Here is a 22,702-nt window from a genome sequence, read left to right on the forward strand (position 1 = left end):
AACAAGTGTCAATAGAATGGACCCCGTGACCACCGGCACATCACCTCGGATCAGGCTGACCCCCGACGAGCGTCGCGCCCAGCTGCTCGACCTCGGCGTGCGGCTGCTCGCCGACCGCTCGCTCGACGAGCTGTCGATCGACCTGCTGGCCGAGGAGGCCGGCATCTCCCGGGGCCTGCTCTACCACTACTTCGGCAACAAGCACGCCTTCCACGAGGCCGTCGTACGCCGGGCGGTCGACGACCTGATCGCCCAGACCGCCCCACCGGGCACCGGGGGAGCGCTGGAGCAGCTCGCCGCCTCGATGACGGCCTACGTCGACTACGTCGTCACCAACCACGCCGGCTACCTCTCGCTGGTCAAGGGCGCCCAGGGCGGCAACGAGACACTGCGCGCCATCTACGACGAGGCCCGCGGCGTGCTGACCGACCGCATCTTCACCGAGGACGCGCAGGCCGACATCATGCCTGACACCCCCGCGATCCGGCTGCTCGTGCGCGGCTGGGCCGCGATGGCCGAGGAGCTCGTGCTGTCGTGGGTCGCCGACCCCAACGGGGTCACCCGCGACGAGCTGCTGCACCTGCTGGCCGTGTCGCTGCCGGTCCTCGTCGACGCCTCGGTCACAGCCACCCCGGCGGGGGACGGCAGCCCGCGCACCCGCCCCTAGCGTTGCCGATATGAGTTACGCCCTGAGTCGCCTGATGAGCACCGCCACCGCGTCGTACGCCGGGTTCTGCTTCGTGCGCCCCGAGCACCTCGGCGAGGCGATGGGGGCCGACAAGCACGAGCAGCCCGGCTTCGACCGGCTGGCCGAGGTGTTCGGCGTGCGCGACCTCGCGATCAGCGCCTTCGGCATGCTCGGCCGCTCGGACCGGACGGTCACCACTGCCATGTGGATCCGGATCTGCTGCGACGTCGGCGACGGCGTCGTGCTCGCGCGCCGTGCCGACGACGACCAGACCCGCGCCAAGGTGCTCGCCGCGACCCTGACCTGGGGCACGCTCAACCTGCTGGCCCTGCGCGCCGACAAGCGCCGGGCGCGCAAGGTGGCTGCGGCCAAGGAGGTCGCGTCGGCGGCCCGGAGCGTCGCCGGAACGGTCGTCGACAAGATCGGCTGACACCTCGACCGGGCCTTGCCGCCACCCGGCGTCACCCGGCGTCACCCGGCGTCACCCGGCGTCACCCGGCGTCACCCGGTCTCGCCCGAGTAGCGCACCGACACTCCTGCGCAGTGCGGGCAGGGGATCGGCCGCCCCTCCCAGCCCCGCTGCTGGAGCAGCGTCCCGACCTTGCGTGCCGTCGTGCACGGCCGACCGTGGACCTGCCCCCACCCGAGCCGTACGGTCAGGTGCCCGTCGAGCGCCGAGTCGAGGTCGCGGTCGAGATCGAGGTCACGAGCCTGCGCGTTGTCGTGGAAGAGCCGACCGTCGAGCTCGACGCGCAGCCGTGCCGGGGCGTACTCCACGTCGCGGTAAAGCGGGCCGCGGCTCGAATCGGCGACCTGGCGCTTCGCGACGGGGAGCCCGTGCGGCCGCTCGACCCGCGTGAGGTAGCCGTGCTCGAGGACCGAGCACGTGCCAGCGGCGACGTCGGCCAGGACCCCGTCCAGGAACGCCCGCCGCGCGATCCTCTCCCGTGTCGCCAGGGTGGTCGCGAGCCGTGCGGCCGTCGTACGCCGGGCCTGGACCGCATCGGCGAGCGCGGCGATCGCGGCCAGGTCGTCGGCCGCCTCGCTCGCCACGTCGAGCACCGCGTGCTCGGCGCGGACCCGGGGCGGGCTGGCGCTCCAGCGCACCTTGTCGTCGAGACGTGCCAGGTGGTGCAGCCGTACGCCGGGTGGCGCGGCCGGCGAGCGGGTCCGGTCGACCGCGACGTGGATCACCTCGTCGACCGGCACCCGGCCGGGCCCGTCGTCGGCGCGGAGCGCCGAGCGGTGGCACAGCGCCGCGGGCTCGAGCGCCAGGACAGCGACCCAGGCACGTTGGCGCCAGCTGAGGTCACCGGTGTGGTTCACGTAGACGCCCGGCACCCGCATCACGAGCTCGCGTCGGCGGATCCGGCGGCGGATCGTGGTCGCAGCGACCCCGTGGTCGAGGAGCTGGGCGCGGCTGACGACGCCGGACTGGCGTTCGAGGAGCTCGTCGAGGGCTGACATGCCAGCGATGCTGACCGGTGCGGTCACCCGGCGCCACCGGCCGGCGTCGGCCTGTGGAGGACCGCCTGCGCACGGCGGGCTCCACGACAGTGCCGTACCCAGGTGTCAGCCCGTGACACCTGGGTACGGCACTCGCGCTCGGGAGGGTCGTGGACCTCAGGCGGGCGCCGTCAGGTCGTAGACCGTCACCCCGTCGACGGTCTGGGCGGTGTAGGTCGCGGCCACCCACGCCTCGATCTCGGAGCTGCCGCCCGCGCCGCCGGCCGCGCCCGGTCCGCCGGGTCCGCCGGGTCCGCCCCCACCGGCGATGAAGTAGTGGATGCGGCCGTCCGCGACGTAGGCCTGGAACTGCGCGAGCGTCGGGCTCGGGTCGCTGCCGTTGAAGCCGCCGATCGGCATGACCGACTGCTCGGTCGCCAGCTGGTAGCCCGCGGCGGAGTTGGCGCCGACGGTGGCGGCGACCCAGTCGTAGGAGTCGGCGTCCTGGAGCAGCATCGAGGTCAGCGTGGCGGTCGAGGTGGAGCCGTTGAGCAGCCCACCAGCCCCACCACCCGGCCCGAACCCACCGGTCGAGGACGGTCCCGCGGTCGGGATCGAGCCGGTGTGCGGAGTGGCCGCGGTCGTCAGGGAGTACGCCGTCGGGCCGGCGAGTGCTGCGACCAGGGCGACCAGCGAGACCGCGCCGGCCACGCGGCGGGGCAGGTGGCGGCCGCCGACGACCATGAGGGCGGCGGCGAAGCCGAGCACGACCGCCGTCCAGCGCAGCCAGGGGTGGTAGTCGGAGGTGCGCGAGAGCAGCACGAACGACCACGCCGAGGTGAGAGCGACCGTGAAGCCGAGCACGCCGGACGCGGCCAGCGACTCCCGCCGCTGCCACAGCGCCCACGAGCCGAGGGCGACGCACGCGGCGATCGCCGGGGCCAGCGCGACGTTGTAGTAGGTGTGGAAGATGCCGGCCATGAACGAGAACGTCGCGGCGGTGACCACCAGCCAGCCGAGCATCAGCGACGCGGCCACCCTGACCGGACGCCGTCCGGCCCGGATCGCGGCGACGCCCAGCACGAGCGCGGCGGGCAGCAGCCAGGCGATCTGGCCGCCGTTGTCGGTGCCGAGCAGCCGGAGGAGCCCGGTCGAGCCCCAGCCCCTGCCCCCACCGCCGACCGAGCCGGTCTCGTCGCCGGTGAGGCGGCCGAAGCCGTTGTAGCCGAAGGTCAGCTCGAGGAAGTCGTTGGTCTGGCTGCCGCCGATGTAGGGCCGTGACCCCCACCAGCCCGTGGGCCAGAGCTCGACGATCGCGACCCACCAGCCGGCGCCGGCGACCATGGCCCCGAACGCCGCGAGCAGGTGCCCGACGCGGGTGCGCCAGGGCAGGGCCGCGAAGACGGCGTACGTCACGGCGAAGCCGGGCAGCACGAGGAAGGCCTGCAGGGTCTTGGTGAGGAACGCCAGCCCCAGCAGCCCGCCCGCGAGCACCAGCCACCGGAGGGCGCGAGGGGAGCCGACCGCGCGGAAGGTCGCGTACGCCGCGCAGAGCATCAGCAGGGTCAGCAGCGCGTCGGGGTTGTTGAAGCGGAACATCAGCGCCGCGACGGGCGTGACCGCCAGGGTGAGCCCGGCGAGCAGGCCCGCCCAGGGGTTGCCGGTGGCGCGACGCACGAGCGCGACGAGCACGGCCACCGAGGCCACGCCCATCAGCGCTTGCGGCACGAGCAGCGCCCACGACGACAACCCGAAGACGCGCACCGACAGCGCCATCGGCCACAGCGAGAGCGGTGGCTTGTCGACCGTGATCGACCCGGCGGCGTCGGAGGCGCCGAAGAAGAACGCCTTCCACGACTCCGACCCGGCCTGCACGGCCGCTGCGTAGAACGAGTTGGCCCAGCCCGACTCGCCCAGGCCCCACAGGTAGAGCACGGCGGTGCTGCCCAGCAGCACGACGTACGCCGCGCGCTCGGGTCGGACCCGCCGCGGGGGCCGCGCCGCAGCGGGTGGCGCCGGCTCGGGAGGGGGTGCGGACAGGGAGGGGCGGTCGGGAGCGATCGTCGTCATGCCACGAGGGTGGGCCGCGGGGCTGGGGCCCAGGTCGGGCCGACCTGTCAGGTCGCTGTGAGGTCGTAGACGACCACGCCGTCGACGCTGGTCGCGACGAAGTGGCGGGCCACCCACCGCTCGATCCGCTCGGCGTCGTTGCTGCCGGTGCGCGTGACCGGCTGCACCTCGCCGTCGGACTCCGGCACGTAGCGGCCGCCGCCGGCGATCAGCCAGTGGATGCGCCCGGCCGCGACCAGCCGGCGGAACCCGGCGAGGGTCGGGCTCGGGTCGGTGCCGTTGAAGCCGCCCAGGGGCATCACGGGGCGGTCGGTGGCGAGCTGGAAGCCCGCCGCCGAGTTGGCGCCGGTCACCGCCGCCACCCACGTGTAGTCCTGCGCGTCGGCGACCAGCAGCCGGGTCAGCGCCGGCGTCGACCGGCTGACGGTGAGCAGGTCGCCCACCGGCGCCGCGTCGTACGACGGGCCGGAGCGCACCGGTCCGGCGTGGGGCACGGCCCCGGTGTGCGGGGTCGCGGCGGTCTCGACCGAGTACGCCGCCGGCCCGACGTACGCCGCCGCGAGGGCGGCCGCGGCGAAGCCGACGCCCACGGGGATGGCCCGTCGGTGCGCGACGGCCACGCGCCACAGCGCCACCGCCACGGCCGCGCCGACCGCCCAGGGCAGCCACGGCGACCACGACCGCTGGGGCCAGAGCACCGCGAGCGCCAGCACCCCGGTCACCGCGACGGCCAGGCCGAAGGCCCACGTCGCGGCGGCGGCGGCGCGGTGCTCCCACACGATGTGGGCGCCGATGCCGACCAGGGACGCGACGGCCGGGGCGAGCGCGACGGTGTAGTAGTCGTGGAAGATCCCGTTCATCAGGCTGAAGACCGCCCAGGTCACGACGGCCCAGGTCAGCCACAGCACGAGCGCGGGCCGGGCGCGGGAGTCCTCGACCTGCCCAGCACGGGTCAGCCACAGCGCGGCGACCGCGAGCACCACCGCGGCCGGCAGCAGCCACGAGGCCTGGCCGCCGGTGCCGGGGTCGAGCAGGCGAAGGAGCGTGTTGCTGCCCCAGCCCTGGGGGCCCGAGACCGCCCCGGTCTGCGCGCCGGTGAGACGTCCGACGCCGTTGTAGCCGAGCACCAGCTCGAGGGCCGAGTTGTGCTGCGAGCCGCCGATGAAGGGTCGCGACGACGAGGGCCACAGGTCGACCACGACCACCCACCACGAGCCGGCCACGACCAACGCGGCCGCGGCGCCCAGCAGGTGCAGCACCCGGCGCCGCCACGGCACCACCGCGAACACCGCGTAGACCAGCACGAGCGCCGGCAGCACCAGGAACGCCTGCAGCATCTTGGTGAGGAACGCCAGCCCGACCAGCCCCCCGCCCAGCACCAGCCAGGCCCATGCGCGCGGGCTGTCGAGCGCCCGCAGGGTCGCGACCGCCGCACCGGCGAGCAGCAGCACGAGCAGGCCGTCGGGGTTGTTGAAGCGGAACATCAGCACGGCGACCGGCGTGAGCGCGAAGGTCGCCCCGGCCAGCAGCGCCGCCCCGCCCGAGCCGGTCGCCCGGCGTACGCCGTGGTGGACGACGGCCACCGTGGCCACGCCCATCAGGGCCTGGGGCAGCAGGATCGCCCACGAGGAGAGCCCGAACGCCCGCACCGACAGCGCCATCGGCCACACGCCCAGCGGCGGCTTGTCGACGGTGATCGACCCGGCGGCGTCGAAGGAGCCGAAGAAGAACGCGCGCCACGACTCGGCCCCCGACTGCGCCGCGGCCGAGTAGTAGGCGTTGGCCCAGCCGGAGGAGCCGAGGCCCCACAGGTAGAGCAGGGCGGTCGCGGCCAGCAGGCCCCACAGGGGCCGGACGCGGCGGAGTCGTGCGAGCGGGTCGTGCCGGGGGCGCATGGGCCCCAGCCTCCCCGGCTCCGCGCCGTCCCAGCCGCCGCCGACGGGGAGTTCACCGAGTCGTGCGCCAGTGTTCGGCGAGCGTCGCTCGCCGTTGCGCGCGCGTTAGCGCTGGACGACCGCCGCGAACTGGTCGAGGCCCCAGGCGAGGTCGTCCTCGGAGATCACCAGCGGGGGAGCCAGGCGGATGGTGGAGCCGTGGGTGTCCTTGGCCAGCACGCCGCGCGCCATCAGCTGCTCGCAGACCTCGCGGCCGGTGCCGACGCCGGGGTCGATGTCGATGCCGGCCCACAGGCCGCGCACGCGGACGGCGATCACGCCGTGCCCGATCAACGACTCCAGGCGCGAGCGCAGCATCACGCTCATGTCGTCGGCGCGGCGCTGGAAGTCGCCGGTGGCGAGCATGTCGACGACGGTGCTGCCGACGGCGCAGGCCAGGGCGTTGCCGCCGAAGGTCGAGCCGTGCTGGCCGGGCTTGAGCACCCCGAGCACGTCGCGGTCGGCGACGACGGCCGAGACCGGGACGATGCCGGCGCCCAGCGCCTTGCCGAGCACGTAGAGGTCGGGGACGACGTCCTCGTGGTCGCAGGCGAAGGTGCGGCCGGTGCGGCCCAGGCCCGCCTGGATCTCGTCGGCGGCGAAGAGCACGTCGTGGCGGGTGCAGAGCTCGCGGATGCCGGCGAGGTAGCCGGCCGGCGGGATGACCACGCCGCCCTCGCCCTGGATCGGCTCGATCAGCACGCCGGCGGTGTGGGGCGTGATGGCGGCCTCGAGGGCCGCGAGGTCGCCGTAGGGGACGGTGACGAAGCCGGGCGCGAAGGGCCCGAAGTCGTCGCGCGCGTCGGGGTCGTCGGAGAAGCCGACGATGGTGGTGGTGCGGCCGTGGAAGTTGCCGCTGGCGACGATGATCTCGGCCTGGTCGGCGGGGATGCCCTTGACCCGGTAGCCCCACTTGCGCATGACCTTGATCGCGGTCTCGACGGCCTCGGCGCCGGTGTTCATCGGCAGCACGAGGTCCTTGCCGCACAGGTCGCCGAGCTTGGCGGTGAAGTCGGCGAACTGGTCGTGCACGAACGCGCGACTGGTCAGGGTCAGCTTGTCGAGCTGGGCGTGGGCCGCCTCGAGCAGCCGCGGGTGGGAGTGCCCGAAGTTGAGGGCGCTGTAGCCGGCCAGGAGGTCGAGGTAGCGGCGGCCGTCGACGTCGGTCATCCAGGCGCCCTCGGCGTGGGCGACCACCACCGGCAGCGGGTGGTAGTTGTGGGCGGTGCGGGTCTCGGCACGCTCGAATTCACGGGCGCTGCTGGTCCGGCTGCTGGTGTCGACGGTCGTCGCGGTCATGGTCGCCTCCCTCGGGTCTCCTCCAGGGTAGGGGAGACACGGTCAAGATTGTCAGACAATACGGTGGTCACCAAACCGGTCCGTGCCGACACGACCAGGTCTACACGACCAGGTCTGCGCGACCAGGTCTGCGCGACAGGTCAGCGCGACAGGTCAGCGCGGCTAGGTCAGCGCGACGTCGCCGGCACTGCACCAGCTGCCCGGGGTGTGGGTCTCGTGCACCACCCGCAGCTCGGCCTCGGTGTCGCCGACGGCCCGGGGGCGCAACGCGGGGTCCGGTCGCCAGTCGAAGGCGGGCGACCCGGGACGGGAGCGGGCGTGCTCGGCCAGGGCGAGCGGCACCAGCCGCAGCCTGCGCTCGACCCACGCGCGGTCCCAGGGGCCTTCGGCCAGCACCTGCTCGGCGGCGCGGAACTCGTAGTACAGCGTGCGACGGAGCCGGCCACCCTCGACCGGCGGTGAGCCGTGCACGAGCATCACGTCGTGCAGCAGCACGTCGCCGGCCTGCAGCGGCACCTCGACGGCGCCGGGCACGTCCCAGCCGTGCCCGTCGGCCAGGGCGCAGACGTCGGTGACCGAGCGGTGCGAGCCGGGCACCACCCGCAGCGCCCCGTGTCCTGCGACCGACTCGTCGAGGTAGACGTCGATGTTGACGATCCGCCACCGTCGGGGGTGGACGGCGTCCTGGTGCCACGCGATCGGCGCGCCGTCGCCGGCGTCCTTGAAGACCATCGACTCGTAGGTCGGCACGAAGTTCACCCCGTGCAGGCTCTCGGCGATCCCGAGCAGCTCCGGCGAGCCGAGCAGCTCCAGCGAGGCCGGCTCGCCCTTGTCGTGGAGGTAGTCGATGCGGAACATCACCCGACCCGAAGGCCGGTCGGCGAATCCGAAATCACGCTGCTCGGGGGTGTCCCCGACCGTGCGGCCGTGCTCGATCCAGCGATCGGCCGCCGCGCGCAGCCGCTGGAGCAGGTCACCGGTGATCGTGCCGGGCAGCACCAGGTAGCCGTCGCGGTCGAAGCGGCCCAGCTGCTCCTCGTCGAGGTGGTACGCCGTGTGCCCGGTCGGTGTCGGGGCGAGCGTCGGGGCGGGAGCCGGAGCCGGGTCCGGGGTTGCTGCGGAGGTCATGTCGACGACGCTAGACCGGAGCCAGCCGGGATTCCTCCGGCATGATCAGCACATGTTCCTAGATCCTCAGCCACCATCGGGGCCGGGCGCGGCGCTGGTCGTGCGCGACGACTCCTTCGGCCTGTCGTGCTGGAGCGGGGCACCCGCACCGATGGCCCACGCCCACCGCCACGACGACATCGAGGTCAATGTGGTGGCCGCCGGCGAGCTGGTCTACCTCGTCGGGGGCCGCGACCTGGTGGTGCGGGCCGGGGAGTCGGCGACGTTCTGGGCCACGGTGCCGCACCAGCTGGTGGCCGCGGCGGCGGGCACCCGCAGCCACTGGCTCACCGTCCCGCTATCGCTGCTGCTCACCTGGCCCCTGCCCGCCGCCGCGCGCGACCGGCTGCTGTCCGCGCGTCCCCTCGTGGGTGCCGGTGGCCCCGCCGAGGAGCAGCTGGAGGGGTGGTCGCACGACCTGGGCGCCGGTGGCGAGGTCGCCGAGATCGCGGTGCTCGAGGTGCAGGCCCGGCTGCGTCGCCTGGTCGTGGGTGCGCGCGACACGCAGCCCGGTGCCGGCCCCGTGCGCGAGGTGTCCGGCCACGACCCGCGTGGGGCGGCGATGGCGGCGTGGATCCAGGCGCACTGCGCGGAGCCGATCGGGCCGGCCGACGTCGCGGCGACGGTGCACCTGCACCCGCATCACGCGATGGGGCTGTTCAAGGCGTCCTGCGGCCTGACGATGACGTCGTTCCTGGCCCAGTGCCGGGTCGCTCGCGCGCAGCAGCTGCTGCTGGCCACCGACCTGGCGGTCACCGAGGTCGGGCTGCGCTCGGGGTTCGGGTCGTCCAGCCGCTTCCACGAGGTGTTCTCGCGGGCGGTCGGGACGTCTCCGGGGCGCTACCGGCGCGGCGTCACTCGTTGAGCGGTGCGACGAGCACCAGCTCGGGACCGACCCCGTCCAGGGCCGCGACGGCGGCAGGGTCGAGACCGTCGTCGCAGATCAGCACGTCGGCCTGGGAGATGGCACCCCAGGAGGCCAGTCCGACGGTCTTCCACTTCGAGGAGTCCGAGAGCACCACCACGTGGCGCGCCTGGCCGATCAGGGCCCGATTGGTCTCCGACTCGGCCAGGTTGGGGCTGGTGAAGCCCGCGCGCACGTCGAAGCCGTAGGTGCCGATGAACAGGTGGTCGAAGTGCAGCGAACGGATGGTCAGGTCGGCGACCGGCCCGACGAGCGCGGCCGACGGGGTGCGGATGCCGCCGGTGAGGATGACGGTCTGCATCGTCGGGTCGCCGAGCTCGATGATGGTCTCGGCGACGGTGATCGAGTTGGTGACCACGGTCAGCGCCGGCACGGTGGCCAGGTGCGCGGCCATGGCCCAGGTGGTGGTGCCGGCCGAGATGGCGATGGCGGTGCCGGGCTCGACCAGGGCCGCGGCGCGTGCGGCGATGGCCTGCTTCGCCGGCTGGGCGATCATCCGCTTGGACGCGAAGCTCGGCTCCTCCGCGACGCGCTGCCGGGCGTCGACGATCGCCCCGCCGTGCACCTTCTGCAGCGCGCCGTCGGCCTCGAGCCGGTCGAGGTCGCGGCGCACGGTCATGTCGGAGACGCCCAGGCGGGCGGTCAGCTCGCTGACCCGCACGCTCCCCGCACGACGGATCTCCTCGAGGATCAGCTCCTGGCGCTGCTGGGCGAGCACGGGACCTCCTGACGGTGGATGTCGGTGGGGCCTCGTGGTCGATTGTTGGATCCAGGGCCCCCGAATCCGACACAAGTGAACACCTTCAAAGCCCCAGGCGCCAGCAGCGGGCAGAAAGAAACCAAAATCGATCAGAAGAACGTACGAGTCTGTTGACTTTTGTTGGGGGCGCTGCGAGTGTGCCTGGTGCTGTGGCACTAGTCACACGACAGATCGAGCGAGCGAGGCGACATGACCATCCTGCGCAGAACATCCCACCGCCATCGCCTGGTCCTCGCGGGCCCGGCAGTCGCACTCAGCCTCGTGCTGGCCGCCTGCGGTGGCGGGGGCGACGACGACAAGGGCACCTCCGCCGGCGCGGGCAGCGCCCCGGCGTGCAAGCCCTCCGACGGCCCCGTCCAGCTGACGTTCTCGACCTGGGTCCCCGGGATGGAGGAGGTCGTCAAGCTCTGGAACGCCGACAACCCCGACATCCAGGTCAAGGTCAACAGCGTGCCCGCGGGCAACGCCGGCACCTACCAGAACTTCACCAACGCCCTCAAGGCCGGCACCGCGCCCGACCTGGGTCAGGTCGAGTACGACTCCCTGCCCAACTTCCGCCTGCAGGAGGGCCTCACCGACATCTCCGGGTGCCCCGGCATCGCGGAGGCCGAGCAGAAGTTCGTGCCCTGGACCTGGTCGCAGGTCGACTTCAACGGCTCGGGCGGCGTCTACGCCATCCCGCAGGACACCGGTCCGATGGCGCTGTACTACCGCAAGGACATCTTCGACAAGCTCGGACTGGCCGCCCCGACGACGTGGGAGGAGTACGCCGCGGCGGCCAAGACCATCCACGACGCCGACCCCTCGCAGTACATCACCTTCTTCTCCCAGACCGACCCCAACTGGTACACCGGGCTCTACTGGCAGGCCGGCGCCCAGCTGTTCACCAACGACGGCGACGCGATCGGGGTCGACATCGAGGGCAACCCGGCCGTCGAGAAGGTCAACGACTACTGGCAGGGCCTGATCGACGACGACCTGGTGGCCGGCAACCTGCAGGGCTTCTCCGAGGAGCTGTACAAGGCCTGGAACACCGGCAAGGTCGTCTCGTGGGTCAGCGCCGCGTGGGGCTACAGCACCATCCGCGACAACGCCCCCGACACGGCGGGCAAGTGGGCCGTGGCCCCGATGCCGCAGTGGGACGCCGGCGGTACCGCCGCGGGCAACTGGGGCGGCTCGTCGACCGCGGTCCTGGCAGGCAGCGACCACCCGGCCGAGGCGGCCCAGTTCGCGCTGTGGCTCAACACCGACCCCGAGGCCCTGGCCCTGGAGAACAAGCTCGGCGGCCTCTACCCGTCCTCGGTCGACGGACTCGACATCGAGGCGCTCCAGCAGGGCGTCGACTTCTACGGCGGCCAGACGATCTTCGACGTCTTCAAGCAGGCCAGTGCCGGTGTCGACCCGTCGTTCACCTGGGGCCCGACCATGACCGACACCTACGCCGCCCTCAAGGACGGCATCGTGGGTGCCCTGTCCGGCAACGGCACCCTGGACGACGCCACCAAGGACGCCCAGGCCAAGACGGTCGCCTCCCTCGAGGCGCAGAGCGTCCCCGTCGCTGACTGATACCCCCCGGGCGCGGGTGGTGGGACCATCACTCCCACCACCCGCGCCGCCCGCACACTCGCAGGCGAGCTCACCGCGACGTACCGGAGGCTGACATGGCGCAGACGATCCCCATCCGCACCGCCGAGGACCCCGTCCTCGACGACGAGGGAGGCGGCACCGGCACCCGGCGCCGCCGCCGACGCACCCCGGGTCGCGGGTCGACGCCCGCATCGGCCCCTTGGTTGTTCCTGCTGCCCTTCGGGCTGCCGTTCCTGCTCTTCTACGTCGCGCCGGTCGCCTACGCGTTGTGGCGCAGCCTGTTCAAGATCGAGCGCACCGGCGGGATCTACGGCAAGCCCACCGAGGTCTTCGCGGGCCTCGACCAGTACCGCCTGGTCTTCCAGAACGACGACTTCATCAGCAGCGTGCTGCGGGTGCTGGGCTTCGGCCTGGTCCAGATCCCGATCATGCTGCTGCTCGCCCTGGGGCTCGCGCTGCTGCTGGACTCGACGGTGGCCCGGTTCAAGGCCCTGTTCCGGATCTCCTTCTTCGTCCCCTACGCCATCCCCGGCGTGGTCGGTGCCCTGATCTGGGGCTTCATCTACAGCCCCGGTCTCTCCCCGATCGTGGACCTGCTCGGCAAGGCCGGGCTCGAGCCCGAGTTCCTCAGTGCACGTTGGATCCTGTGGTCGATCGCCAACGTCGTGACCTGGACCTACACCGGCTACAACATGCTCATCATCTACTCCGCGCTGCAGGCGATCCCGCAGGAGATCTACGAGGCCGCCAAGATGGACGGCGCCAGCAACTGGCGCATCGCGCGCCACGTCAAGATCCCGTCGGTGGCGCCGGCGCTCGTGCTGACCGGGGTGTTCTCGATCATCGGCACCCTGCAGCTGTTCACCGAGCCGATCGTGTTCTCCAAGATCGCCACCACGATCACCACCACCTACACCCCCAACATGGTGGTGCTGAGCGCCGGTCAGAACAACTACAACTACGCCGCGGCCATCTCGGTGACCCTGGCGCTGTCGACCTTCGTGCTGTCGTTCGCCTTCCTCAAGATCACCCAGCGAAAGGCGGAGATGTGAGCACCACGACCCAGGCGCCCACCCCGCCGGCGCCTCCCGCGCCCACGGGGTCGACCAAGGCACGGCGCCGCAGCGCGACCGCCGAGAGCCCCTACTCGATGGCGATGGCGATGACCGTCCTGGTGATCATGGCGGTCTACTTCCTCTCTCCGGTCTACGTGCTGTTCAGCGCCTCCACCAAGAGCAAGGCCGAGCTGGCCCAGAGCAGCCTGAAGCCCAGCACCCAGTTCGTCGACAACCTGCAGCAGCTGTTCTCCGAGGGCGACGGGATCTACTCGCGCTGGCTGCTCAACAGCCTGCTGTACGCCGTCGGCGGCGCCGGCATCGCGACGCTGCTGGCGGCGATGGCCGGCTATGCCCTGGCCAAGTACCAGTTCCGCGGTCGCGAGCTGATCTTCAACGTCGTGCTCGGTGGCGTGCTGATGCCCGCCACCGCGCTGGCCCTGCCGCTGTTCCTGATGTTCGCGAAGGTCAACCTGACCAACACCTACTGGTCGGTGCTGCTGCCCTCGATCGTGAGCCCCTTCGGGGTCTACCTGTCGCGGGTCTTCGCCGCGGCCTCGGTGCCCGACGAGCTCATCGAGGCCGGGCGCCTCGACGGCGCCAGCGAGTTCCGGATCTTCACCGGGCTCGCAACCCGCCTGATGGCGCCTGCGCTGGTGACGATCTTCCTGTTCCAGTTCGTCGTGATCTGGAACAACTTCTTCCTGCCGCTGATCATGCTGCAGGACAACAAGCTCTACCCGGTGACGCTCGGTCTCTACTCGTGGCAGTCCCAGCTCTCGCGGGTCCCCACGCTGCAGGTCGCGGTCATCATCGGCTCGCTGGTCTCGGTGGTCCCGCTGATCATCACCTTCTTGGCCCTGCAGCGCTTCTGGCGCAGTGGGTTGGCCGCGGGGTCGCTGAAGTGACCCGTCGCCCCCAGGGCATGCAGGAGGTCACGGCACGGCTGGGCGGACTGGCCTACGGCGGCGACTACAACCCCGAGCAGTGGCCGCGCGAGGTGTGGCTCGACGACGTCCGGCTGATGCGCGAGGCCGGGGTCAACCTGGTCACCGTCGGGGTCTTCTCCTGGGCCCGGTTGCAACCGGGTCCCGACCGTTGGGAGCCGGGCTGGCTCGACGACGTCCTCGACCTGATGCACGAGCACGAGATCGCCGTCGACCTCGCGACGGCGACCGCCTCGCCCCCGCCGTGGTTCACCACCCGCTTCCCCGCCGCCGCCCTGGTCGACGAGAGCGGCGCGCGGCGCGGCCATGGCGCCCGGCAGGCCTACTGCCCGTCCTCGAGCGACCTCCGGGCCGCCTGCGCCGACCTCGCCGGCCGGCTGGCGCAGCGCTACGCCGAGCACCCGGCGGTCGTGCTGTGGCACGTCTCCAACGAGTACGCCTGCCACAACTGGCACTGCTACTGCGACGCCTCCGCTACGGCGTTCCGGGCCTGGCTCGAGGCCCGCTACGGCTCGCTCGAGGCGCTCAACCAGGCGTGGGGAACCGCCTTCTGGTCGCAGGGCTACGGCGACTGGGCCGAGGTGCTGCCGCCGCGCGCGGTCTCCTACAACTCCTTCGCCAACCCGACCCAGCAGCTCGACTGGTGGCGCTTCTCCTCCGGCGAGCACCTGGCGCTGTACCGCAACGAGGCCGACGTCCTGGCCGCCCACGTCACCCAGCCGGTGACGACCAACTTCATGAGCTTCTTCAAGCCCCTCGACTACTGGGAGTTCGCCGAGCACGTCGACGTCGTCAGCAACGACGACTACCTCATCGGCGCCGACCCGCGCCCCGACGAGCTCACCGCGATGTCGGCCGACCTCATGCGTTCGCTTGCCGCCGGCGACCCGTGGCTGCTGATGGAGCACTCGACCTCGGCGGTCAACTGGCAGCCGCACAACGTGGCCAAGGCGCCGGGCCAGATGGCGCGCAACTCCCTGCAGCACGTCGCCCGCGGCTCCGAGGGGGCGCTGTTCTTCCAGTGGCGGGCCTCGCGCGCCGGGGCGGAGAAGTTCCACAGCGCGCTGGTGCCCCACGCCGGGACCGACTCGCGGGTCTGGCGCGAGGTCGTCGAGCTGGGTGGCCACCTCAAGGCCCTGGCCGAGGTCGCCGGCAGCACCGTCGAACGTCCCGGTGTTGCGATCGTCCACGACTGGCAGGCGTGGTGGGGGGCCGAGCTCGACTCCCACCCCAGCCGCGACGTCTCACCCGCACCGCAGGCGCGGCGCTGGTACTCCGCACTCTGGTCGCGCTCGGTCGGTGCCGACTTCGCCCACCCCCACGGCGACCTCGACGGCTACCGGCTGGTGGTCGTGCCCTGCCAGTACCTCGTCGACGACGCGGCCGCGGCCGCCCTGGCCGCCTGGGTAGAGCGCGGTGGCATCGCGGTCGTCACCTACTTCTCCGGCATCGTCGACGAGCACGACCACGTGCGCCTGGGCGGCTACCCCGGTGCCCACCGCGACCTGCTCGGGGTCCGCATCGAGGAGTTCGTGCCGCTGCTGCCCGGCAGTGCGGTCGAGCTCTCCGACGGCTCGCGCGCCACCACCTGGACCGAGCACGCCCGCACCACCACCGCCGAGGCCGTCACCACCTACGCCAGCGGGCCCACCGCCGGCAGCCCTGCGGTCACCGTCAACCGGCACGGCCGTGGGCAGGCCTGGTACGTCGGCACCGAGCTCGACGACGACGCCTTCGCGTCCCTGGTCGACACCCTGCTGGGTGCCGCTGACGTCGTGGCCCCGTTGGCCGGCCTGCCCCCCGGGGTCGAGGCCGTACGCCGCCGTGACGACGCCACCAGCTGGCTGTTCCTCGTCAACCACACCGACGCCTCCGTCGAGGTCCCCGTCGAGGGCCACGAGCTGCTCGGCGACCTCGCCGTCGCGGGGCGGCTGACGCTGCGCCCCGGTGGGGTCGCGGTCGTCCGCGAGACCGATCGGGACGTCGGGGCCAGCAGCCCGTGAGCTCCGCAGGCTAGGGCAGTCGCACCCGGATCGAGCTGTCGCCGGGCACGCTGGCCAGCGACACGCTGCCGCCGTGCGCGGTCACGATCGCGTCGACCAGGGCCAGACCGAGGCCGACGCCGCCCTCGCGCTGGCGGGCCGCATCGGCCCGGGCGAAGCGCTCGAAGGCGTGCGGCACCAGCGCGGCAGGGAAGCCGGGCCCGTCGTCGTGCACCGAGAACCCGCCGGCGCGGGCCGTGACGGTGACGGTGGTGCCGGGCGGGGTGTACTTGCGGGCGTTGGTCAGCAGGTTGGTCACCACCTGGTGCAGCCGCTGCTCGTCGCCGGTGACCTCGACGGCCTCGTCGGGCAGGTCCAGGCGCCACCGGTGGTCGGGGGCGACGACCCGAGCGTCGGAGACCGCCTCGAGCAGCAGCCGGGTCAGGTCGACGGGCGCGCGGTCGAGGGGGCGGCCGGAGTCGAGGCGGGCCAGCAGCAGGAGGTCCTCGACCAGCGCGGTCATCCGCTTGGACTCGTCGGCGACCTTGGTCAGCGCGGTCGCCGCGGCCTCGGCGTCGTCGGGACGCCGGCGGGCCAGCTCGGTGTAGCCGGCGATCGTGGTCAGCGGCGTGCGCAGCTCGTGCGAGGCGTCGGCGACGAACTGCCGCACCCGCTGCTCGCTCTCGTGGCGCGCGTCCAGCGAGCTCTCCACGTGGGCCAGCAGGGTGTTGAGGGCCGACCCGACCTGGCCCACCTCGGTGCGCTCGTCGGTGAGGTGGTCGGGCACGCGCTCGGTCAGGCCGATCTCCCCCGAGTCCAACGGCAGCATCGCGACGCTGTGGGCGGTCTCGCTGACCTCGCGCAGCGGCCGCAGCTGGCGGCGTACGACGGTGCGGGCGACGGCCGCCGCGACCAGGACGGCGAGGAGCGCGAGGACGAGCTCGAGGCGCACCAGGGAGTCCACCGACGCGTCGAGGTCGCTGGTCGGCAGCCCGGTGACGAGGGCCCCGGTGGCCGTCCCGGTCTCGACGGCCGCGACCCGGTAGCGACCGACGCCGTCGAGGTCGACCTCGTGCACGTCGCCGTCGGTCGGCACGCTCCTCAGCTCGCTCAGGGCCGAGGAGGACAGCGCGAGCGGGGCCGTGCGCTCCTCGGTGAGGACCGCGCCGCCGTCACGGTCGGGGAAGGCGATGAGGGTGCCCGGGCCCTGGTTGCCGAGCGGACCGGGGAAGCCGGCGCTGCCGGGCTCGGAGCGGTCGCGGTCGCGGTCGTCGGGGCCACGCTCCACCCGGACCGACGCGCGCACCTTGTCGTCGAGCTGGCCGGTGAGGTAGCCCCGCATGGCCAGCGTCGTCGCCGTGCCGATGAGCAGCGACATCACCGCGACCAGCAGCACCGCGGTGACGACCAGCCGCGAGGTGAGGGAGGCCAGGCGCTTCACGAGGCGATCTCGCAGGCGCTCACTGGCCGGCGGCCGGCTTGAGCACGTAGCCGGCGCCGCGCATGGTGTGGATCATCGGGTCGCGCCCGGCGTCGACCTTCTTGCGCAGGTAGGAGATGTAGAGCTCGACGACGTTGGCCTGGCCGCCGAAGTCGTAGTTCCAGACGCGGTCGAGGATCTGGGCCTTGCTCAGGACCCGCTTGGGGTTGCGCATCAAGAAGCGCAGCAGCTCGAACTCGGTGGCCGTCAGCGAGATGTCGACGCCGGCGCGGGTGACCTCGTGGCTGTCCTCGTCGAGGGTGAGGTCGCCGACGGAGAGCACCGAGGAGTCGACCGCCTGCTGCGCACCCGAGCGGCGCATCAGCGCGCGCAGCCGTGCCACGACCTCCTCGAGCGAGAACGGCTTGGTGACGTAGTCGTCGCCGCCGGCGGTCAGCCCGGCGATGCGGTCCTCGACGGCGTCGCGGGCGGTGAGGAAGAGCACCGGCACGTCGGGGTCGGTGCCGCGCATCCGGCGCAGCACCTCCAGGCCGTCGAAGTCGGGGAGCATCATGTCGAGCACGACCGCGTCGGGCTTGATCTCCTTGGCCGCCGCGACCGCCTTGGTGCCGGTGTGGGCGGCGGTCACCTGCCAGCCCTCGTAGCGCAGCGCCATCGAGATCAGCTCGGCGATGTTGACCTCGTCGTCGACGACCAGGACGCGCACCGGCGAGCCGTCGGGGCGGGTGAGAGCGGGGGAGGAGGGGCCGGCCATCCGCTTACTGTGTCGTCGCTGCCTGTGCGTTGTCTGTGAAACGCCGGTCAGCGTGCCGTGGACCGGTAGCCGCTCGGGGGCACCCCGACCAGCGCGGTGAAGTCGCGTGAGAAGTGGGCCTGGTCGAACCAGCCGTACGCCGCCGCGAGGTCGGCCAGCGACCCCGCGTAGCCGTCGTCGAGGGCGGTCACCACGTCGTGCATCCGGTAGCGCGCCAGCACCCACTTGGGCCCGACCCCGACGTAGCGCGCGAACAGCCGCTCGAGCGCGCGCCGCGACAGCCCGTGCCGCTCGGCGACCTGGTCGGCGCGCAGCAGGCTCCGGTCGGTCAGCATGTGCTCGACCACGTGCAGCAGCAGGTCGTACGACGGCTCGCCGGCCGGCGGCACGAGCGCGGCGAGCGCGGCGCAAGCGAGGTCGGTCGCCTCGGTCGTGGGCGTGCCGGGCGCGAGCGCGGCGAGCGCGTCGTGGACCTCGACGGGCAGCACGTCCCTGGCCGGCACCGTGCGGTCGACCAGCCCCTTGGCGTCGGTGCCGGTCAGCGCGACCAGCCCGCCCGGTCGCAGCTTGACGCCGTGCACCCAGCCCCGGCCGACGACCTCGACGTCGAAGCGCCGGGTCGTCACCCCGGTGACCAGCACGACCTCGCCCTGCGCCTCGGCGCGCCCGGCGCCGTGCTCGACCGACAGGTTGGCGGCCGGGTGCGGGATCACCGCGCTCGGGTAGGTGGTGCCGTCGGGCAGGTCCCAGGCCAGGGTCCAGTGGTACTCGACCCATGGCGCCAGCACCTCGCTGGTCTCGGTGCGCTGCATCGAGACGTGCCGCGCGAACTCGTCGGGGCGCAGGATCCCGGCCCGCGTCGACGTCGCATTTCTCCTAGGCGGCACGTGGCGATCCTAGGAAGGATCGGCGCCATGACGACCACCGCGACGCTGAAGATGACCACCCTCGACTGTGCCGACCCCCGCGCGCAGGCGGCCTTCTGGTCCGCGCTGCTGGGCTGGGAGGTCGCCCACGTGCAGGACGAGTACGCCATGCTCACCGCCCCCGGTGGCGACCAGCCGGCCCTCGGCTTCGGGCAGGTGACCGGCTACCAGCCGCCGTCGTGGCCCGACGAGGGTGGCCGCAAGCAGTTCCACCTCGACCTCGCGTGCGACGACGTCGCCGCCACCGAGGCCACCGCCCTCGCGCTGGGCGCGACCCTCGCCGACCCGCAGCCCGGTGAGACCTGGCGGGTGCTGCTCGACCCCGCCGGACACCCGTTCTGCCTGACCAGCGCCGGCAACTGGTAGGTCGCGCTCACCTGGGTCACAGGTCGCGCACAGGGACGCCGCCGACCGTCGGTGGCATGAACGACACGCAGCCGTTGAGCTCCCAGCCCCAGCCCGAGCGCCAGCCCGAGCCCCAGCCCGACCCGCAGCCCGACCCGCAGCCCGACCCGCACACCGCTGCGCCGGCGGGGTGGGAGGCGCCGCCCGCAGCCGCCCCCGCGCCTGACCAGCCCGTCGCCCAGCCCGGTGGGCCGGCTCAGCCGGCCGCGCCGACCGGGCTCAAGCACCGCGTGCTCGGGCTGCGCGCGGTCGCGGCCGTCGCCCTGGCCTCGCTGATCATGGGCGGCCTGGGCGGTGCGGCTCTCGGTGCGCTGAGCGACGGCGTCGACGACCAGCAGGGGCCCGGCGGGCGCGGTGGGTTCGGTGGACCAGGAGGTCAGAACTTCCCGCCGGGTCAGGTCCCGGGGCAGTTCCCCGGTCAGCAGGGTGGGTTCCAGCCCGGCCAGGGCGTCGCGCCCGGCGGCGCCGTACCTCCGGGCACCGCGCCCCAGGACGACGTCGCGCCCGACGGGTCGGGCACGACCAGCTCCTGAGGCCCCGCTCGCACCAGGGCGACCACAGGTCGTCCGGCCCGGACCCGACTTTCGTCAGTCCTGGTGCGGCTGCCCGGGGCCGGCGACCATGTCGCGCACGGCCAGGCTGGCGAACACCATCGCCGAGCCGAGCGGCGCGCCCGGCCCCGGGTAGACGCCGCCGAACAGCGACGCGGCGGAGTTGCCGGCGGCGTACAGGCCGCGGAACGGGGTGCCGTCGGTGTGCAGCACCCGCCCGGCGGGGTCGGTGAGCAGGCCGCCCTTGGTGCCGAGGTCGGAGAGCACGAAGCGGGCGGCGTAGAAGGGCGCCTGGGCGACCGGCGACAGGGCCCGGTTGGGGCCGGTGCCGGCGGTGAAGAACGTGTCGTACTCGTCGTTCCCGCGGCCGAAGTCGTCGTCGACGCCGGCGGTGCAGAAGCCGTTGTAGCGCTCGACGGTCGCGGTGAGCGCGTCGGCGGGTACGCCGGCCAGCGCGGCGAGCTCCTCGACCGTGTCGGCGGTGACCCAGGTGCCGGCCTCGAGGTGGGCGGCGGGGTCGCCCTCGGGCATCGCGATGCCCGGCAGTCGCCCGCCCTCGGCCGAGTCGAACACGAACCACGACGGCACCCGCTCGGGCGCCTTGGCCATCTCGCGGCCGAAGCGGTCGTAGGGCAGCGACTCGTTGGCGTAGCGGTGCCCGTTCGCGTCGACCATCACCCCGCTGCGGAAGCCCAGCGTGAACGACCCGCCGCCGTCGGGCTGCGCGAGCCCGGGGCAGAACCAGCCCAGCGCGCTGTAGTCGGCCGCGGCCCCCAGGGCGACGGCCGCGTCGATGGCCTCGCCGCGGTTGGTCTCGCGCGGGGCCATGCTCCACGCGACGTCGCCGGGCACACCGCGCTCGGCGCGCTGCGCGGCGTTGCCCTCGAACCCGCCGGCGGCGACCAGCACGCCGCGCGTCGCCGTCAGCTCGAGTCCGTCGGCGGTGCGGACGCCGACGACCCGCCCGTCGTCCTCGCCGTCGGTGAGCAGCCCGACGACCGTGTGACCGGTGAGCACCGTGCCGCCCTCGCGCACGACGATCGTGGCCAGCCGCGCGACCAGCGCCTGCCCGCCGGTCAGGGTGCGGCGTCCGGGCGAGCCCACGCGGTCGAGCTCGACCGGCGGTCGCACCAGCTCGGCGACGAGCGGGAGCAGCGCGTCGCGCCTGACCTTCGTCGGCTGGATCGACCGCCCCGACGGCACCCGGCCGGGAGCGTCGTAGTACTCCGGGAACGGCAGCCACTCGAAGTCCAGGTCGGGGTCGGTCTCGAGCTCGGCGACGAGCTCGGGCGCGTGGGCGAGGAACGCCTCGACCCGTGCGCGGGTGGAGGGGGCGTCGACGTCGGGCAGGATCGCCTCGAGGTAGGTGCGCGCCCCGTCGGTGGAGTCGGGGAGGCCGGCGCGCTGCTGCACCTGGCTGCCCGGCAGCCAGCACGCCCCGCCGGAGTACGCCGACGTGCCGCCCAGCAGCGGGGTCCGCTCGACCACCGCGACCGACAGGCCGGCCCTGGCCGCGAGCGCGGCGCCGGTCAGCGCGCCGCCCCCGGAGCCGACCACGATGACGTCGTACTGCTGCTCGTCGCTCACCGGGTGATCATCGAACTAGAACGTGTTCTAGCGCAAGCGTGTCGGGGTGCCCGCCGGCATAGTCCTCAGGACTTGCCGGCCACCACGATCGCCACGATGGCCCCGATCACGACCAGCGCCGCGATCACGGCCAGCGCGATCTTGATCGCGCTGTAGGGGCGGTCGCCGACCACCTTGCCGGTGTTGGCGTTGACGAGCACCTGGAAGGTCTTGCCGGCGTGGACGTAGCTGGCGATCCACAGCGGCATCAGCACCAGCTTGAACATCGCCTGCGAGTAGGTGACGTCCATGTCGTTGACCCGCTGCTCGTCGCCGCCGATGTCTCGCTCGACGTCGCCGTGGATGACGCCGCGCATCTCGTCGCGGGCCTCCTTGGCGCCGGCGACGGGGTCGACGTCGTAGCGCAGGGCGGAGTAGCCGGTGACGTACTCGTCCTGGTAGGGCCGGGCGTCGGCGAGCTGCCAGGGGCCCATCTTCTCGAGCTGCTCGCGCTCGAGGTGATGGCTGGCGACGACGAGCACGTCGTCGAAGTCGCGGCGCACGTGGCCGGAGCGGTCCGACCAGCGGGTACGGCGCTCCTGGTAGGTCTCGGTGCGGGTGCCGCCCTTGCCGTCGGAGACGGTGCGGGTGCGGGTGACGTAGTAGTAGTCGCCGCGCTGGCCCTCGTAGTCGGTCTCGGTGTGGGCGTCGAAGGTCCAGTGCGGGATGTAGGTGCCGGTGAGGCCCTCGGTCGAGCCGACCTTCTTCAGGCTGTTGGGGGCGAAGCGACGCGAGCTCACCCACTCCTTGACGTGGTCGCGCGCGGCGTTGCGGTCGACCTTGAACGGCACCACGGCCTCGGGGCGCACGACGCCCTCGGGCACCTCGGTCGCGACCAGCGCGCCGCCGCAGAACTGGCAGGCCGTGGAGACGTCGGTGGTCTCGGTCTGCGCCCCGCAGTTCTTGCACTTCAGCTGGACCGCGGCGGCCAGTGCCGCGATGCCGGTCTGGGCGTGCTTGGCGGTCCACTCGTCGTAGGAGTGCTCGCGGATGGTGAGCTGCTCGGCGTTGATCTGCTGCTCGGCGCCGCAGGAGCCGCACCGCAGCACGGTCGTGCCCGGGGCGTACGCCGTCTGGGCGCCACAGCTGGGGCAGACGGCGCTGAGGGGGACCGGGGGGAGGGTCTCGGACACCGACGC

20 protein-coding genes are annotated in these 22,702 nt (G+C 72.9%); 9 read left to right on the forward strand and 11 right to left on the reverse strand.

Going from position 1 to position 22,702, the window contains the following annotated elements; translation table 11 throughout:
* The first annotated feature begins 16 nt into the window (after window positions 1-16).
* The gene (locus FZC61_RS18025) at window positions 17-667 is read left to right on the forward strand and encodes a TetR/AcrR family transcriptional regulator (RefSeq protein WP_148615569.1); all 651 of its coding nucleotides are present in this window, start codon (window positions 17-19) and stop codon (window positions 665-667) included.
* Between the two features lie 10 nt (window positions 668-677).
* Window positions 678-1,118, forward strand: coding sequence for a DUF4267 domain-containing protein (locus FZC61_RS18030; RefSeq protein WP_148615570.1), 441 nt, complete (start codon window positions 678-680; stop codon window positions 1,116-1,118).
* Between the two features lie 71 nt (window positions 1,119-1,189).
* On the opposite strand, the gene FZC61_RS18035 is transcribed toward FZC61_RS18030, so the two are convergent.
* From FZC61_RS18035 to FZC61_RS18055, 5 genes are all read right to left on the reverse strand, one after another.
* Window positions 1,190-2,155, reverse strand: coding sequence for a type IV toxin-antitoxin system AbiEi family antitoxin domain-containing protein (locus FZC61_RS18035; protein WP_148615571.1), 966 nt, complete (start codon window positions 2,153-2,155; stop codon window positions 1,190-1,192).
* A gap of 156 nt (window positions 2,156-2,311) precedes the next feature.
* Complete coding sequence (locus FZC61_RS18040) at window positions 2,312-4,204, reverse strand: ArnT family glycosyltransferase (RefSeq protein WP_148615572.1); 1,893 nt, start codon at window positions 4,202-4,204, stop codon at window positions 2,312-2,314.
* A 47-nt stretch (window positions 4,205-4,251) separates the two neighbouring features.
* Window positions 4,252-6,099 (reverse strand): ArnT family glycosyltransferase, encoded by a 1,848-nt coding sequence (locus FZC61_RS18045; RefSeq protein ID WP_148615573.1) that lies wholly within the window; start codon window positions 6,097-6,099, stop codon window positions 4,252-4,254.
* Between the two features lie 105 nt (window positions 6,100-6,204).
* On the reverse strand, window positions 6,205-7,437 hold the full coding sequence (gene rocD / locus FZC61_RS18050) for an ornithine--oxo-acid transaminase (RefSeq protein ID WP_148615574.1): 1,233 nt from the start codon (window positions 7,435-7,437) through the stop codon (window positions 6,205-6,207).
* Between the two features lie 162 nt (window positions 7,438-7,599).
* The gene (locus FZC61_RS18055) at window positions 7,600-8,565 is read right to left on the reverse strand and encodes a phytanoyl-CoA dioxygenase family protein (RefSeq protein WP_148615575.1); all 966 of its coding nucleotides are present in this window, start codon (window positions 8,563-8,565) and stop codon (window positions 7,600-7,602) included.
* 52 nt (window positions 8,566-8,617) lie between these two features.
* On the opposite strand from FZC61_RS18055, the gene FZC61_RS18060 reads away from it, so the two are divergent.
* Entirely contained in the window at window positions 8,618-9,469 is an 852-nt protein-coding gene (locus FZC61_RS18060; RefSeq protein ID WP_170286173.1) for a helix-turn-helix domain-containing protein, read from the forward strand.
* Here the strand turns inward: FZC61_RS18060 and FZC61_RS18065 are convergent.
* On the reverse strand, window positions 9,459-10,247 hold the full coding sequence (locus FZC61_RS18065) for a DeoR/GlpR family DNA-binding transcription regulator (RefSeq protein WP_148615577.1): 789 nt from the start codon (window positions 10,245-10,247) through the stop codon (window positions 9,459-9,461). The two genes, FZC61_RS18060 and FZC61_RS18065, sit on opposite strands and share 11 nt — an antisense overlap.
* Before the next feature lie 231 nt (window positions 10,248-10,478).
* Between FZC61_RS18065 and FZC61_RS18070 the strand changes: the two genes are divergently transcribed.
* From FZC61_RS18070 to FZC61_RS18085, 4 genes are all read left to right on the forward strand, one after another.
* Complete coding sequence (locus FZC61_RS18070; protein ID WP_148615578.1) at window positions 10,479-11,855, forward strand: ABC transporter substrate-binding protein; 1,377 nt, start codon at window positions 10,479-10,481, stop codon at window positions 11,853-11,855.
* 95 nt (window positions 11,856-11,950) lie between these two features.
* Window positions 11,951-12,928: a carbohydrate ABC transporter permease gene (locus FZC61_RS18075; protein ID WP_148615579.1), complete on the forward strand. Its 978-nt coding sequence runs from the start codon at window positions 11,951-11,953 to the stop codon at window positions 12,926-12,928.
* Complete coding sequence (locus tag FZC61_RS18080) at window positions 12,925-13,839, forward strand: carbohydrate ABC transporter permease (RefSeq protein WP_246142771.1); 915 nt, start codon at window positions 12,925-12,927, stop codon at window positions 13,837-13,839. The genes FZC61_RS18075 and FZC61_RS18080 overlap by 4 nt, the downstream gene beginning before the upstream one ends.
* Complete coding sequence (locus tag FZC61_RS18085) at window positions 13,836-15,881, forward strand: beta-galactosidase (protein ID WP_246142772.1); 2,046 nt, start codon at window positions 13,836-13,838, stop codon at window positions 15,879-15,881. The genes FZC61_RS18080 and FZC61_RS18085 overlap by 4 nt, the downstream gene beginning before the upstream one ends.
* A gap of 10 nt (window positions 15,882-15,891) precedes the next feature.
* On the opposite strand, the gene FZC61_RS18090 is transcribed toward FZC61_RS18085, so the two are convergent.
* The 3 genes from FZC61_RS18090 to FZC61_RS18100 are packed head-to-tail and all read right to left on the reverse strand — an operon-like array spanning window position 15,892 to window position 18,942.
* Window positions 15,892-17,301: a sensor histidine kinase gene (locus FZC61_RS18090; protein ID WP_246142773.1), complete on the reverse strand. Its 1,410-nt coding sequence runs from the start codon at window positions 17,299-17,301 to the stop codon at window positions 15,892-15,894.
* Between the two features lie 19 nt (window positions 17,302-17,320).
* Window positions 17,321-18,055: a response regulator transcription factor gene (locus FZC61_RS18095; protein WP_148615580.1), complete on the reverse strand. Its 735-nt coding sequence runs from the start codon at window positions 18,053-18,055 to the stop codon at window positions 17,321-17,323.
* A 47-nt stretch (window positions 18,056-18,102) separates the two neighbouring features.
* Window positions 18,103-18,942 (reverse strand): helix-turn-helix transcriptional regulator, encoded by an 840-nt coding sequence (locus FZC61_RS18100; RefSeq protein ID WP_211357319.1) that lies wholly within the window; start codon window positions 18,940-18,942, stop codon window positions 18,103-18,105.
* A 27-nt stretch (window positions 18,943-18,969) separates the two neighbouring features.
* On the opposite strand from FZC61_RS18100, the gene FZC61_RS18105 reads away from it, so the two are divergent.
* Together FZC61_RS18105 and FZC61_RS18110 are read left to right on the forward strand one after the other, a co-directional pair.
* Complete coding sequence (locus FZC61_RS18105) at window positions 18,970-19,347, forward strand: VOC family protein (protein WP_148615581.1); 378 nt, start codon at window positions 18,970-18,972, stop codon at window positions 19,345-19,347.
* A 56-nt stretch (window positions 19,348-19,403) separates the two neighbouring features.
* Window positions 19,404-19,919 (forward strand): hypothetical protein, encoded by a 516-nt coding sequence (locus tag FZC61_RS18110; protein ID WP_148615582.1) that lies wholly within the window; start codon window positions 19,404-19,406, stop codon window positions 19,917-19,919.
* A 54-nt stretch (window positions 19,920-19,973) separates the two neighbouring features.
* Here FZC61_RS18110 and FZC61_RS18115 read toward each other — a convergent pair whose 3' ends face one another.
* Together FZC61_RS18115 and FZC61_RS18120 are read right to left on the reverse strand one after the other, a co-directional pair.
* Entirely contained in the window at window positions 19,974-21,524 is a 1,551-nt protein-coding gene (locus FZC61_RS18115; RefSeq protein WP_148615583.1) for an FAD-dependent oxidoreductase, read from the reverse strand.
* A gap of 65 nt (window positions 21,525-21,589) precedes the next feature.
* The gene (locus tag FZC61_RS18120) at window positions 21,590-22,696 is read right to left on the reverse strand and encodes a hypothetical protein (protein WP_148615584.1); all 1,107 of its coding nucleotides are present in this window, start codon (window positions 22,694-22,696) and stop codon (window positions 21,590-21,592) included.
* Between the last annotated feature and the right edge of the window lie 6 nt (window positions 22,697-22,702).

This window comes from Nocardioides rubriscoriae (assembly GCF_008087085.1).
GTDB classification, from domain to species: Bacteria; Actinomycetota; Actinomycetes; order Propionibacteriales; family Nocardioidaceae; genus Nocardioides; species Nocardioides rubriscoriae.

What these genes read in the sequence shown, in the direction of transcription:
- FZC61_RS18110 (WP_148615582.1), top strand. Translation starts at nt 19,404, where the DNA reads ATGAACGACACGCAGCCGTTGAGCTCCCAGCCCCAGCCCGAGCGCCAG.
- FZC61_RS18030 (WP_148615570.1), top strand. Translation starts at nt 678, where the DNA reads ATGAGTTACGCCCTGAGTCGCCTGATGAGCACCGCCACCGCGTCGTAC.
- FZC61_RS18070 (WP_148615578.1), top strand. Translation starts at nt 10,479, where the DNA reads ATGACCATCCTGCGCAGAACATCCCACCGCCATCGCCTGGTCCTCGCG.
- FZC61_RS18075 (WP_148615579.1), top strand. Translation starts at nt 11,951, where the DNA reads ATGGCGCAGACGATCCCCATCCGCACCGCCGAGGACCCCGTCCTCGAC.
- FZC61_RS18040 (WP_148615572.1), bottom strand. Translation starts at nt 4,204, where the DNA reads ATGACGACGATCGCTCCCGACCGCCCCTCCCTGTCCGCACCCCCTCCC.
- rocD (WP_148615574.1), bottom strand. Translation starts at nt 7,437, where the DNA reads ATGACCGCGACGACCGTCGACACCAGCAGCCGGACCAGCAGCGCCCGT.
- FZC61_RS18095 (WP_148615580.1), bottom strand. Translation starts at nt 18,055, where the DNA reads ATGGCCGGCCCCTCCTCCCCCGCTCTCACCCGCCCCGACGGCTCGCCG.
- FZC61_RS18060 (WP_170286173.1), top strand. Translation starts at nt 8,618, where the DNA reads ATGTTCCTAGATCCTCAGCCACCATCGGGGCCGGGCGCGGCGCTGGTC.
- FZC61_RS18045 (WP_148615573.1), bottom strand. Translation starts at nt 6,099, where the DNA reads ATGCGCCCCCGGCACGACCCGCTCGCACGACTCCGCCGCGTCCGGCCC.
- FZC61_RS18055 (WP_148615575.1), bottom strand. Translation starts at nt 8,565, where the DNA reads ATGACCTCCGCAGCAACCCCGGACCCGGCTCCGGCTCCCGCCCCGACG.
- FZC61_RS18025 (WP_148615569.1), top strand. Translation starts at nt 17, where the DNA reads ATGGACCCCGTGACCACCGGCACATCACCTCGGATCAGGCTGACCCCC.
- FZC61_RS18105 (WP_148615581.1), top strand. Translation starts at nt 18,970, where the DNA reads ATGACGACCACCGCGACGCTGAAGATGACCACCCTCGACTGTGCCGAC.
- FZC61_RS18035 (WP_148615571.1), bottom strand. Translation starts at nt 2,155, where the DNA reads ATGTCAGCCCTCGACGAGCTCCTCGAACGCCAGTCCGGCGTCGTCAGC.